Origin of the sequence: Ruegeria sp. HKCCD4315 (assembly GCF_013112245.1) — a bacterium.
Taxonomy (GTDB): domain Bacteria; phylum Pseudomonadota; class Alphaproteobacteria; order Rhodobacterales; family Rhodobacteraceae; genus Ruegeria.
Genome location: NZ_WVRN01000001.1, coordinates 977428 through 991432 on the forward strand (window position 1 = coordinate 977428; position 14005 = coordinate 991432).

General features: G+C 54.7%; 9 protein-coding genes. 4 read left to right on the plus strand and 5 right to left on the minus strand.

The genetic code is table 11. The features are described from left to right. Nucleotides 1–34: 34 nt before the first annotated feature. The 3 genes from GS646_RS04880 to gntH are packed head-to-tail and all read right to left on the minus strand — an operon-like array spanning nucleotide 35 to nucleotide 4325. Nucleotides 35–1318: a HupE/UreJ family protein gene (locus GS646_RS04880; RefSeq protein WP_171647505.1), complete on the minus strand. Its 1284-nt coding sequence runs from the start codon at nucleotides 1316–1318 to the stop codon at nucleotides 35–37. Next, the gene (locus GS646_RS04885; RefSeq protein WP_171647503.1) at nucleotides 1311–3077 is read right to left on the minus strand and encodes a hypothetical protein; all 1767 of its coding nucleotides are present in this window, start codon (nucleotides 3075–3077) and stop codon (nucleotides 1311–1313) included. Before GS646_RS04885 ends, GS646_RS04880 begins: the two co-directional genes overlap by 8 nt. Before the next feature lie 54 nt (nucleotides 3078–3131). Continuing rightward, nucleotides 3132–4325: a guanitoxin biosynthesis MBL fold metallo-hydrolase GntH gene (gntH, locus tag GS646_RS04890; RefSeq protein WP_171647501.1), complete on the minus strand. Its 1194-nt coding sequence runs from the start codon at nucleotides 4323–4325 to the stop codon at nucleotides 3132–3134. A 125-nt stretch (nucleotides 4326–4450) separates the two neighbouring features. On the opposite strand from gntH, the gene GS646_RS04895 reads away from it, so the two are divergent. Continuing rightward, nucleotides 4451–5020, plus strand: coding sequence for a TetR/AcrR family transcriptional regulator (locus GS646_RS04895; protein ID WP_171186708.1), 570 nt, complete (start codon nucleotides 4451–4453; stop codon nucleotides 5018–5020). A gap of 489 nt (nucleotides 5021–5509) precedes the next feature. On the opposite strand, the gene GS646_RS04900 is transcribed toward GS646_RS04895, so the two are convergent. Both GS646_RS04900 and GS646_RS04905 read right to left on the minus strand, forming a co-directional pair. Next, nucleotides 5510–6007, minus strand: a complete 498-nt coding sequence (locus GS646_RS04900; RefSeq protein WP_171186706.1) for a hypothetical protein — start codon at nucleotides 6005–6007, stop codon at nucleotides 5510–5512. Then, on the minus strand, nucleotides 6000–6752 hold the full coding sequence (locus GS646_RS04905; RefSeq protein WP_171647499.1) for a response regulator transcription factor: 753 nt from the start codon (nucleotides 6750–6752) through the stop codon (nucleotides 6000–6002). Before GS646_RS04905 ends, GS646_RS04900 begins: the two co-directional genes overlap by 8 nt. A 599-nt stretch (nucleotides 6753–7351) precedes the next feature. Here GS646_RS04905 and GS646_RS04910 point away from each other — a divergent pair. The 3 genes from GS646_RS04910 (at nucleotide 7352) to GS646_RS04920 (ending at nucleotide 14003) form a co-directional block, all read left to right on the plus strand. Continuing rightward, on the plus strand, nucleotides 7352–9652 hold the full coding sequence (locus tag GS646_RS04910; RefSeq protein ID WP_171186703.1) for a hypothetical protein: 2301 nt from the start codon (nucleotides 7352–7354) through the stop codon (nucleotides 9650–9652). A gap of 133 nt (nucleotides 9653–9785) precedes the next feature. Beyond that, entirely contained in the window at nucleotides 9786–11741 is a 1956-nt protein-coding gene (locus GS646_RS04915; protein ID WP_171186701.1) for a type I secretion protein, read from the plus strand. A gap of 135 nt (nucleotides 11742–11876) precedes the next feature. Then, nucleotides 11877–14003 carry a type I secretion system permease/ATPase gene (locus GS646_RS04920; protein ID WP_371732027.1) on the plus strand — a complete coding sequence of 709 codons (2127 nt, stop codon included), beginning with the start codon at nucleotides 11877–11879 and terminating at the stop codon, nucleotides 14001–14003. Nucleotides 14004–14005: the final 2 nt, after the last annotated feature.

Sequence of the window (14005 nt, forward strand, 5' to 3'; positions counted from 1 at the left end):
GGCGACCATCACGGCACGCACCATCGCAATGACCTTAAGCCAACGTGGAATAAACTTCGGCAATTCGCTGAAAGGTCCAAAGGCAGGCGATAGCCGCACATCCAACGGCTAAGCCCACTCGTAGGGACATCCACAAACTGGAGTTCACGCGCCGACACATCATTAAGGCAGGCCAGAGCACAAGAATAATGGCAACCTGGCCAAGCTCGACGCCAAGATTGAATGCAAGCAGGCTTTGCCAGATGTTTGGGGATGTAACCTGCAAAATCTTGTGCAACACAAAGCTAAACCCAAGCCCGTGCAAGAGGCCAATCAGCGTCGTCAGAAGCACCATCGTGACCTCAGAGCGCGCGCTGTCCTTAAAACTCATAAACGCTGCGACAGCTGCAAATATGATAGAAAGCGCGATTCCGGTTTCAACGGCAGGAACAAACCACGCGCCCGATGGTACAAACCCGAAAAACCCCAGCGACAGCGTTACGCTATGCCCAACGGTAAAACCGGTTGCACGCAGCAATAGCGCCCTGAGGGTCTGCGCTCCAATGACCAAACACACAACAAAAAGAACATGATCCAATCCTTCGAGGATATGTCGTATACCTTCCCAGACAAAACTCAGGAATCCTCCATACCCCTCGTGCTGAACCACCAATGGTTCAGTCATCAGGCCCCGAGATCGGAATATCTGCGGTGTGTCCGACGCGTAGTCGAGTATGAGGTTGGCCGTTTGGTCCTGATCGGGCAAGCCGGGGTCCAGCACGTTGGTAATGCTGTAAGATTGGACCGGGCCGTCAGTGTCATAATGCAGGACGAGATCGACAATTGTGTCACCAACAAAAAGCGGTGGCGTTAAGGCCGTTTCGGTGTCCACGGCCTGTTGAGCTTCGGCCAAAGTTGCAAATCCGGGCTCATTTCCAACTTGATGCAAGCGAACCGACTTAACTGTTCCTCTTAAGCGCTGATTGTCGACCAACAGATGCAACCCACCTTCGGCGAATTGTCCCAGCCCATTAGGATCGCTCATGACAGCCTGCAAGTCGACAAAGTGCACCAACTGACCGTCGCTCAATGCATTAGTCGTGAATGGTGCAGCTTTCGGCAAGGCATCACCATCCTGATCACCGACCTTGTCTGCAACCAGATAAGGCATGGGCGTACGGATGTAGACGCGCAGACCGCCTTCGGAATGCTCGACATGCGAAATTCGAACGTTGAGGTTTAGCAAAAAATGCGCCGAGGCTGACAGAGTCAGTGACAAAAGCACTCCGACAAACAGAGCGCCGAAAGCAAAAACCTTTGGTCTTAAACGCTCATGCATTTGGATCTCGGGCCTCGATTACAGTTAATCCATCCAGCTTCCATTGCCCTGACTCAGGTACGACCTCGGCGAGTACCCGGAACGTAACCGCGCGTATATGGGCGTGTCCCCAATGACCGCCTTGGACCTTCACTGTCCATTTTGCCAGAGTGCTAAATCCACCCGGTTTAAGGGTCGGGTCAACGCGCTCTACTTTCAGGGCACTAATATCTGTAACTGTAGCAAGACTGCCTCCCGGCGTTCGGATTACGAGGCCACGTTCTACCTCTGTTGCGATGTCGCCCAGAGACGCTGCCGTTACAATGTGGGCCAGCTCTGCCTTTCTTGCTGCCGACGAAGTTTCCAGGGTCACCGTGTTCAAGTTTTCGACCATCGAGCGCAGTATATCTTCCGCAACCTGCTGCTCAGGGGGCGCGGGCTTACTCCAGGGTAATTCCGGCAAATATCCCGAAAATACAAACGTTGCCGAAGCAACGGCAATCATAGTCACGCAACTGGCACGCTTTGCGACTTTGCCTCTGGTTAGCAGGAGAAAACAGAGTGAGACGGCGCTGATAATCCCGGCGATCAAAGCCACGGCAGGGTTCTGCCGTTTCTGCTGCTCAACTGGAATCTGAGTAACGGATGCTCTTTGGTATTGGAGTAGGTGGTTCTGCCAGTGAAACTGAGGGTCCGCAGGTGTAACAGCTCCAAAGAACGGCCCGGCGATATCGTTTGAAATGGTCGCAACGCGGGAAATTTCCTCGTCAAACATATCCCAAGTGACCGCCACCTGATCGGGAAGGTCTGCCGATGAGAAAGACAGGATAGCTCCAATAAACGTATTGTTCACAGACACTTCCTTTCCCGGCTCGACAACCTGAAAACCCTGAGATGTCAGCTCTAGGAGTGTTGCAGTAGCGTTTGATGGTTGCACTGACTTGCCATCAATGGTCACCGGGTTACGAGAAGCCAAAAAGGACGCCGCCTGGTTTACGATCAAGGCGCTATGTTGTGGCGAAAGCGTTTGCCCCACTTCGAAAGCTTCACCAATCCAAGGCGCCAATTCACGCAAGCGGATCAGTGTTTCATGCCGAACTTCACGAGGTTCGATGTAGAGAAAGGTGGATGTCCCATCCTGAGCTTTTCGATTCAGGCTTTCAGCAGAAAAGCGGCTGTCCCACGGATCAGGCCAGTGAATCTTTAACTCTGCCGGCTTTGCCAAGAAACTGAAATCCGTGACCGGAACCTCTCGGTCAAAAACCTGCATCCCGATTGTCACCAGTGGTTCGCCATCCTGCGATGGAGGCATTATGGTCAGCTCGTTGGGAACTGAGTTCTGAAACGGAAAGAACACTTCGACGAACAGAACACGCGGATCTTTTGGCGGGCTGGGAACAATTTGACCCGAGAAAGGATCGCGCTGACCTGCAAGCGGCGAGGCCCGGTCGATGCGCGTTCGGTATTCTAGCTTTCTGATTTCAGCGTGTAGGGGCTGTTCGTCCCTTGCAACAATAGACAGCGCCCGACTTTTGGCTTGGGCAGAACCTTGATCGGACTCTTGTTCAACCTCCGGCTCACCCTCGACGAAATCGGATGACAATCCGATTGGCAGCATATCCGCAAACAAAGGAATATCTTCGACATAGACCTCAAGGTCGACGTAAACCCCATCATCTTTGACATGAAGGACAGCAATATTGGGTGCGACTTCCGAACCGTTTGTCAAAACAACATCTGCTGAAACGGCCTGTGCACCCGAGGCCATCACGCTCAGCATCAAGAATAGTCGGCACAGATACCGCCAAATTGGAATTTTGTTCACCCCTGAACGTTAATTATCCGGCATTGGCGGTGGCGTGTAACCATCCCATTTGCCGGCTTGAACCTTTTCAGAAGGCTCTTTTTCTTTTGAACGCGGTGCATTGATGTATTCGTCGCTCACAGCTGGTGGCAGCGCATAGTCGTCAACACTCGCTTCCCGAACAACGATCTGATCCTTGGTTACGTTTATCACCTGTAGATCTCGCGCCAGCGTAAGCGGTCCATCGTATGTCGAACGAACACCTTCCAGGATTGCCTGATAGTTTTCGGGCGAAAGAACAGAGTGATACCCTAGGGCCATGCGTGGCTCGACAGCGGACATAACTTTGCCGAAAGCCGCAGGTTCCGTATGAACGCGCGTAGCTACATAAGTCGCCTGTTTCATGTCCCAACCAAAATAAGGGGCTAGCGCATTCGGTGGTAGAAACGCCTCGTGAGAAGCGATGTCCGCCCCCTTAGCATATTCTACATACCATTTGTTTGGGTAAGTATCTCCGCCAAAGACGTATTTCAGTCCATTCCATTCCAGAGAGTAGCTTACCGAGCCATCTAGACTGTGGATCGCAGGCCAGGACCGGATAGTTACGTCGTTTTCCTGATAAACGATCTCGTTTTCCTGCATGTAGTCGAATTCGGTAACTTCAAGCTTGGCCCCATCATCCGGCAGCGCCCCCGTACGTGTGGCTAGATCCCAAGCATAGGCTTTTGACATGCCTTCAACATAGGCTTTGGTGCCCAGTTCATCTTCTGATCCGGACGGGCCAAAGATGCGGAGCGGGGTATATCTTCCCGATAGCCAACCTCCAACGTGGAGGCCCATGAAGTCTCCAACGTGGTCAACATGCAAATGGCTGAAAAAGACTTTATCGATCTTTGCAAAATCCGGTCGCAACGAAAACAAGTTTCCAGTTGCGCCGGTTCCTACGTCAAACAGAAAGACGTCCCCATTTCCAAGTTCTACATAAAACGAAATAGAAACGGCCGCCTTGGTCTGGTTTGGCATCCCCGTACCCAGTGCAGTGATACGCATCTCATCCTCGCCGAGGATTTCGGTGTTGGGAAAGTAAGACGCGGGATAAACATCATCTTCAATTGCAGACGCAGTGCGACCAGTCGGCAGCGCGTTTTGTGCTGAAGCAATGCCAGCCAACGAAAAACCCAATGCCAATAGTGCGCCAGTCGTGGAATTCATAATGCTTTTCATTGATCCCCCCCATTTCTGCATGGCGTTTCGAAGAGCACGATGTCGTGAACTCTTAGTTGCCCATAGACTTCTCTACGGTACGACCATAGACTGCTCTATGTCAAACAATGAATGCTATAATCTGAATGTCAGAAACTGTTACTCAAACCTCACCCAAAAACGCCGCAACCAAGGAAGACTGGATATTGCTGGCCTACAAAGTCCTCAATGAGGGCGGCGTTTCCGCGATAAAGGTCGTGCCAATGGCAAAGCGGCTGAACCTGACAAGCGGCAGCTTTTACTGGCATTTCAAGAACGTCCGTGAGCTTTTGGATGAGGTTCTTAGATATTGGGAGCAGGAACTGACTGACAAAGTGATCGCAAAGGCAAAGGTTTTTGGTGGCCCCCCGGAAGACCGCATTCTGCTTCTTATGAAAAAGGTCATTGAAGAGGACGCCGCCTTGCCGGATCACGCCGTATCAGTCTGGGCAAAAACTGATGAAAAAGTGCAAGAAGCGTACCAAAGAACAATCGGCAAACGCTTTCAGTTCGCTGCCTGGATGTTTGAACAGGCCGGGTTCTCGAAAGAAGAAGCGAAGGCGCGTGGAAGACTGATGGTCACTTCGCTAATGGGAGACTCTTCGACCGGTCTGAAAGCGCAAGGCGATTGGGAAAAGGTGATCGAACGGGAACACGCAATTCTTGTCGGAAAGTAGAAAAAAGGTCAGGGCATTGCTCGAAAGCCCGAAACGCTTCGCTCGAGAGCGGGATTCGAAAGTCCTGCACTTTACTCCGTTCGCCGCCTTCAGGATCGTGAAAAGTAGCGCCAGGTAAGAGTTAGCGTGTTCTGTGTCCAGCCGCGCATATCTATCAGGGACCTCCTGTCACGGCGTTGCGGCCGGGGGCTTTGGACCCGTTCGACGTACCCCAACGTGTGACGGGCCCCTCCACGTCTTCTGGCGCGCTCTTTAACTTTACCGCCGACAACTTCGCCAGCTAGATCCCCGTCTAATGTGGGGTTGTTTGCAAAATATTGACACAACTTGCTACAATCCACGTTTTCAAAATGAATTAGATTCAACGATTTACACCAGACTTATTCCATGCTGCAACATCAGCATGGTGCTCACCGCCCGCACCGCTCTAATCCTATGCAACCATCCGTTTTATTGCAGGTGCATTTGAACCGGTTACTCTGGCTGGACCTAAACTGGATACCCGAGATCTTGAATCAACTTCCAAATGTCCTTGTTTGCCACGGACAGCTGATCAACGACCCGTTCAATTTCACGTAAGGCATCGTCGTCCACTGTATCTTCGCGTCCAAGTTTGATGTCGGTTTTCCGATCCGCGATCCGCATCAGAATGGTCTTTGGATTGCCGCTTTCGGGGTCGAAGGAATAGATACAGTGATTGTATTTGTTGCGGATGCCTGACAGTTTGGTCAGCCGCTGTGTATGTGCAAGGATCGGGTCGCGGATTTGAGGCGACCGCCCATCCATCTTGGCCAGCCGTTCGACCAGATCAATTCGGGCGCGGGTGGTGTTCAGAGTCAGAAAGATTATGACCGAGACGTCTTTGGATGCCCCCGTCAGACCTGCTATCAGGTGGATCAACAGGCTTTCCGTATTGGTCCACATGTAGTTCAACCTGCCAACCAATAAAATCAGGCGGTCGAACCGGGTTTCGAATGTGTCAGTCAAGGGCAGACTGTTGCGCCGCGTGAGGCGCGACCTCAAAATAGAAATGCGCCGCAGCGGTTCGGTTGCTGACGCCAATTTTGCCCACCACATTGTGCATGTGCAGTTTGACTGTATGTTCCGTGATCCCCAACGTGGCTGCAATAAGCTTGTTGCTTTTGCCTTGCGAAACAAGTTGCAGCACCTGTTTTTCACGACGGGTCAGTTTCGAATAGCGTGCATGTCTGTCGACACCATTTGGAGCAGCCGGCGGCGCTTGGATAGCAGCCGGGGCGGGGCTTTGAGATGGGGTGTGAACGCAGTCAGCCAGAAAACTTGGTAAATACAACTCTTCATGCATCAGCAACCTTAAGATCGCGCGCCATGCATCAGGTGCAACATTCATTGGCAGAAAGCCGATCTCACCCAATTGCGCTCGGTCCCACCCCTGAAACAAGCGGCGGGCCAAGTCTTCTTTGCGATAAGCAAACGCCAAACAACCAGCCCCGATTGAGCTGGTATAGGCATTGGGGCGAGACAGGAGATCTTCAAGCATCATTTGGTCGACAACAATAATCTTGTTATCGGTCGGCGTGTGCGCACGCATCGCATCAAGGGTCTCGAAGCGTTCTGCATGCACGCCAAATTCGGTCTGCACGCTTCTGAGTGTTTGATTGGAATAGAACAGTTCTTTCCCAACAAAGATTATCGATAAATCTTCTGAACAACTATCCAGACTGGCAGTTTCATTCTGCAAAGACTTACTCATTATTGCCCCCTACAAAACAGGCGTAACCGGAAATTGGTGCTTAATTAAATTAGAACCAGGGTAAAAAACGTTAACTAATCAAGGAATTATACTCTTTTTATTATACCTCAAGTCTTGAATCTCTACAACCTGACGATGCGCGACCGATCGTTAAGATATAGAACTATTGATTAGGTTTTAATGCCTTCTTTTGTGTAAGCAGCGGAAACAATTGTGTTTATTTTTTGACTATATCCAAGTCTAGAACTTCGACTATGAGTCAGCGCTGTCTTGGGCGCTTTGCTAAAATAACGTTAATAGTCAAATACTTGAGGAAAGTTATACTTTCAATCAGCTAGGCGCGAGCTGATGTCGCTGCGAACATGGCCAAGCTTCAATTTCAGAAGCGACTATCCCTGACGTGATCGCCCTCAGCGTATTTCAGCATTAATTTGGAGGGTCACGTTTTCGGCTTAGCCGGGAAAGGAGGTGGCCTCGAATAAGTAAATGTACACCGCATTCAGCGCTTGTTTCGCTGCGTGTGGCTTTTTGTTTCAACCGCGCCTGATACCGCTTTGTAGATGAATGGCGGTCTGGCGTTCCAGAAATGGGATTTTGTTATGAGACGTAATGTAAATAATACCAACGTGACGACCGTCGATGAAATTAACGTCGAAAATCTGGATGCTCCGGTCAATGTTGAAATTCCTGTAGAAGAAGCCTTTGTCGAGGCTGATCTGACAGCGCAACAGCAGCAGCAAGACCAGAATGTCGACAACTCGAACGATCAGGGTCAGGGCCAAGACCAAGGCCAAGGACAGGATCAGGGTCAAGACCAAGGCCAGGATCAGGGTCAAGACCAAGGTCAAGGTCAGGATCAAGGTCAGGGACAAGACCAGTCGCAGACACTGGATGCCGGTGACGACAGCAACGACAACTCGAACAACAACGCCATTAATATCGACTTTGGTGGTGGTGAGTGGATACCGCGCGACGATGATCAGGTTGATTTGGATCTTGGGGATTCCGCGACGGTTGGCGACGTGATCACCGCAGGTCGTGATCTGACCTATGATCCCGGCGATGACATGAACCTGGACATCTCAATGGATGGTGCCGGTACGGCGATGTCATCAGTCAACAATCAGGTTGCCAGCCTGAGTGATGACGACACGCTGGAATCAGCGAGCGTTGCCAACAATTCAGGCTTCTACCAGAACGGCGATGCAAATGGTGGGACAGCCACGGCTGCTGAAGGTATTCGCGCGAATGCAGATGGCGGAACCTCGGGTGACGGCGGAACCACAGTAGGTGGTTCGGCAAACTCATCAACGCTTGGCAGCCACGCGTGGGCGGCAGGTGGTGACACCGGCAGCGCCGATGCGGACTCGGCAGGCGGAGACGGTGGGTCTTCGGGTGACGCGTCCAACGCAAGTATGGGCATGGGCACTTCCGATGCCAGCTCGACCGGCGACAGCTCGGGTGGCAACGGGGGCGATGCAGATGGTTCGGCCTCTTCGGACAACGATGGCACCACAAGCGTGGACGGTGATGGAACCGGCGGCGCCGGTGGCAGCGCGGATTCGTTCGGCTTGGGTCTTGGTCTGGGTCTGTCCGGTGCAAGCTCGTCGGGTAACGCCGACGGCGGAGACAGCGATTCCGACTCGACCGGAACCGGTACCGGTACTGCAGACAACGCAACGGATGCGTCCGGATCGGACGGCGGTGACGGTAATGCTGCGACCGAAGGTTCAGCTTCGAACAGCAGCGATAGCGACACCGAAGCCAATGACGCCTCTGCAGGCGACAACACAGCGGATGGCACTGCAGACAGCGGTGCGGACAGTTCGGCTGATGGTGACGGCGGTGACGGAACTGGCGGCGACGGCACGGGCGGTGACGGAACCGGCGGCGACGGAACCGGTGGTGACGGAACCGGCGGTGACGGCGAAGGTGGTTTTGCTGCGTTGCTTGAAGCTGCAATCATGGAGCTGCAGGAAGAGCTTGGCATGATTGATGCCGAACCCGGTGAAGGTGGTGACGGAACCGGCGGCGACGGAACTGGCGGAGATGGTGACGGCGGTGACGGAACGGCTGGCGACGGCTCGGGCGGCGATGGTTCCGGCGGAACCGCAGACGCAACGTCTGACGCCCAGGGCGTTGGTGACCAGTCGGCAAGTGGCCCTGATATCGACCAAAGCCCAGGCGATGTGAACGGTTCAGCCAGCAACTCGCAAGCCACAGATGGCAGCGGCGGTGATGGCGGTTCGAATACAGCCGACGGCGCGGCAGATGCGATGGGCTCTGGCACATCTGCAGCTGACGGTGACGGCGGCGCAGGTGGCAGCACCACTCCGACGTCTACATCCAGCGGCAACGGTGCCGGATCTGCCGATGCAGCCAATACCGCAGGCGGCGGCGGTGCAGCGGATGTCTTCGGAGACGCGGACACAAACGGTGCAGCGGACAGCCTGGCCGAAGCGATTGCCGGTTACGGCGGTGCGGGTAGTTCCGACAACGACTCGACCTCGACCGGTTCCGGTGATGCGACGGGTTCGGCTGACTCGGGTAACGGTGGTGCCGGTGGCGCGTCTGCTGCAAACGGCGGAACCAGCGGAGCCTCGATGGGCAGCGCAACCTCGGGTGACACCATGGGTGGCACCATCACGGGCGGCAGCGCAGCCGGAGCCTATTCGGGTGACGGTGGCGCAGGTGGCACGGGCGGCAACTGGGGCGCAAACAATGGTGGCGATGGCATCGTGACCGGCGAATCCTACGCCTCGGCTGCGGCGGTTGTCGATACTTCGGCCTTCAACCAATCGATCGTCATGGGTGCCAACGTGCTTGGTAACTCGGTCGATACGACCATGGTTGGCGGCTCGATGACGTCCTCGTACGCAAGCGACGACACCGACACCTAAGTCAAACAAGCGGGGCCCGCATTTTCGGGCCTCGTCTCATTCTACAAAACTGCCGGGGCCGTAAAACGCGGCCCCGGCCCAACAGAACCCAGACCGGAAATTTGTGCTGGCAGGGGTGAAAAGGAAAACCGACATGGCCCTAGACAGTATTTCTGAAACGATAGCGCATTTTGTTGGAACTTTTGAGCTTACGATCGAACAGTCCCGGTTGCGGGATCAATACGAAGAATTCACTGCTCTGAGGCGCAAAGCCGAAATCGAAGGGCTGGAAGATCCGGCCTCGATCCACATCAAGGCAGACCTTGATATTCCTGCGGGCGAGTACAAAGCTTTGCCCTATACTTTCCAACCCTCTGACCCCGAATTGCCGCTGCCGAACGCGCCTACCGTGCCGGTGTCCGAAGCGATGATTGTTATCGATGGTTCCGCAGAACCTGTGCGGTATGTGCCGGAAAATGAAATAAGCGATTCAGGCCCGTCTTCGTTTGTCCAACTGATCATTCTGCCGCCTGAAACAGTGCCTTTGGGTTCGGCTGTGACCGTTACGGTACAAAGCGTCTACATGCGCGATAACGATGTCGTCGGCGACGGCGACTTCCGGGATCCTGAGGTTCTGATGGCCCAGGGCGAGCAGATGATGGACATGGCTCTGTCGCTTCACGCCATTGCTGCGCCATCATTTTCACTCACGGACTACCAATCGACAGAAATGCTCGAGGCGCTGGCCGAACAGATGGCAAACCCGGTGATCGCGGACATTGAAGGCGTGATTGTGCACCAGTTCCATGGCGACGATGCGTTGGGTGTGATCGTAAACGGCGAATACGTCACGGAGGCTCCGGAATGGAAGGATCTGCTTCCCGAATATCATCAGCCTGATGACACTGAAAACACGGCTGAGCTGCCGTATCCCGATGAATGGGATCAGTCAAAGGACCCGGAATTTGATGACGGGCACCTGGTTGTGACCGGTGGCAACGTTGCGATCAACGCCATGTCGGCCACTGTGGCTTGGGTGGATGCCCCGATCATAGCTGTAGGAGGGCAGGCGGTCAGCCTGACGGCCATTAGTCAGGTCGCTGTTGTTTCCGACTGGGATCAAGGTGCTCCGGGAACGGGAAGTGGTACGAATATCGTGCAGACTTCGCAAATCGAGGTCGAGTCCAAAACAGCACCTTGGCTTGGTGCAACATCAGGCGCTGCGGCAGCGGCGCCGATTGTTATCGTAGACCATGTTCAGGGTGATCTGGTCGTCGCGAATTTCATCAAGCAGGATATCGATGCCACAGATATCGACCAAATCGAGACCGAAATTTCGGCTTCGTCGACCGTGTATGCGATGGGCGACAACGAGATGTACAACGTCTCGGACCTTATTCAGTTGGGCAATTACTATGATGTGATCATCATCGACGGAAACATGGTTTCTGTGGACGTTGTGAACCAGACGCTCGTTTTGGTGGATGACGATGTGATCAGCGGCGGCATGGACCCGTCAATGGATGAAGGCGAAGCCGGGGGCGACGAAAACCTGGTCATGAACGAAGCCACTGTCAAAACGGTTGGGGACGATACCTATCAGGACATGTCCCAGGAGATGTCCGACACTATGGCGCTGGCCGATGACGACATTGCCGCGCTTGAAGACGCTTTGTTGAATGATCCCAATTTCGCCGGGATGGAGCAGATCCGTGTTCTCAAGATCGACGGAGATCTGGTGCAGGTGAACGTCGTTGAACAGACCACCGTGATGCAGGATCAGGATGACATTGAGCTATCCGGCCCCGAAGCGCCGCAGACCGAAGTGGTCGCTGGCAGCAACGCCCTGTTGAACAGCGCAAGTGTGACCAAGATGGGTGTGGATTCGACAATCATGGCCGCAAACGGAGCATATTCGGATCTGCTTTTGCATCAGGCCAGTCTGCTGGATATGCCCACGAATGAAGACATAACGGCAATGACCAATGAAGCCATCGCCGCCATAATGAGCGATATGAGTGTCGCGCAGCCGGATGCTGCGTTGGCCTTGACCACTCCGGCAACAGATACCACGACCAACGACGACGGCCTGCAATCCGTGCTGGCCTGATTTTCCTGTTTTTTTACCGAGTGACCAAAAGGTTAGTAGATGTCGATCGTATTCACGTCGCGCCGCCCTTACTTATCCAGCCCCCTGGACAGACAGGGCGGAGGAAGGCCGCAAAGCCAAAGTCTGGGTGCAAGGGTGAAACCCGCGCCCGAAAGGCCCAAAATCGCACCGCGTCTGCATCTGACAGAGCAGATGCGCGTACCAAACCCAGATGAAAAACAGTCAGAGAAACCTGAGAAACTGAAACACGCCGAGGACCAACACCACTCACAGGAACAACGGCGCGCTGATCCTCCCCATCGGCGCGTGCAGCCGCAGCCCGCACAAGACAAAGACCCAACGGGTGGCGGCAATGGGGTGGCCGATGCTGACGGCCCCGATCAGGTAACCGCCGAGGAAACGACTGCGCGTAAGACCCCCTCTGCGCGCGCAGCCGGCGAAAACCGCATGGGCACCACGATCGAGGCCAAGGCGAACCAGCCACTGCCGCAAAATCAGACCGGCGGCGGTGATGGCAAGGGGCCACCCCAAACTTTTCACAAGCGCACCCCGCCCGAGGATTTTCAGCGTACCTTGCAGGTGTCGATCCGCGCGATCTGGCGCAACCTTGCTTTTGTGCTGGTTCTGACTTGCGCCACCAACATCCTGATCCTGGCGATCCCGATTTACCTGTTTCAGATCAGTGATCGCGTTCTGACCAGCCGGTCATTGGACACATTGATCATGCTGACCGCAATCGTTGCAGGCGCGGTGATCTTTCAATCGGCCTTTGACGCGGTGCGCCGGTTCATGCTGATGCGCACCGGGGTTGAAGTGGCAGCCCGCTTGGGCGCACCTGTGCTCAGCGCGGCGGCCCATGCGTCTCTGCATGGCAACGGGCGCGAATACCAGACATTAGGCGATTTGCAGCAACTGCGTGGTTTTCTGGTGTCGGGTACTCTGATCTCATTCTTGGATGTCCCTTTCGCGCCTTTGTTTATCCTGATGATTTTCCTGGTGCATCCGCAGTTGGGCATGATCGTCGTCGTGACCGCGCTACTGTTGATGACGATTGCCTTGATCAACCAGAAAATGACAGCCAAACCCTTTGCCGAGGCCAACAAGGCGCAGTCGCTGGCGAACCAGCATCTGGATTCGATGTCGCGCAACAGTCAGATCATCAACGCGCTGGCCATGATCCCCGAAGCCGTGCGGATCTGGGGCAGGGACACCGCTCAGTCTTTGACTTGGCAGGTGCGCGCACAGGACCGCAATGTGATCTTCGCCGCGGTTTCGCGCGCTGTCAGGCTGCTGACCCAAATCGGTATTCTGGGCTGGGGCGCCTATCTGGCCTTGCAAGGAGAGATCACCGGCGGAATGGTGATTGCCGCCTCGATCATTGCAGGTCGTGCCTTTGCGCCCATCGAAGGTTCGATTGAAGGCTGGAACAGCTATTTGCTGACACGTGGGGCCTACAGCCGGATCAAAGCGCTGCTGTCGACCTCGGCCTTGCAATACGAAAAACTGCGCCTGCCGCGCCCCGAGGGCCGTTTGGATGTTGAACGCCTGCTGTATGTGCCCGGTGGGACCAAACGGGTGGTTTTGAACGGGATCACATTCTCGCTGACACCCGGTGAAACGTTGGCCATTATCGGCAACTCCGGTGCGGGGAAGACGACGCTGGGGAAAACACTGGTGGGGTCTATCCTGCCGACTTCGGGCAGTGTGCGGCTGGACCTGATGGATATTCGCAACTGGGATCCACGCCAGTTTGGGGAAAGCATCGGCTACCTGCCGCAGGATGTCCAACTGTTCCCCGGCACGATCAAGGACAACATTGGTCGGATGCGGGCCGATGCGACCGACGAACAGATCCACGATGCTGCCGTTTTGGCCGATGTTCACAACATGATCGCGACCCTGCCGCAAGGGTATGAGACGGTGGTCGCCGCAGATGGCGCGCCTTTGTCCGGTGGGCAAAAGCAACGTATAGCGCTGGCGCGGGCGTTCTTCGGCAACCCGAGAATGGTTGTGCTGGATGAGCCAAACTCGAACCTCGATGTGGCTGGTGACAAAGCGCTGGCCCGGGCGATTGAACAGGCGCGCGAAAGCAAGATCACCGTGGTCGTTATCACGCAGAAACCGACACTGTTGAACGTGGTCGACAAGATCATGCTGCTAACCGATGGGCGTGTGGCCCTGTTCGGGCAGCGCGATCAGGTTCTGCAACAGATCAACGCGCCGCGCAAACAAACCGGAATTGAAGGCCAGCAGGGGGGCTGACC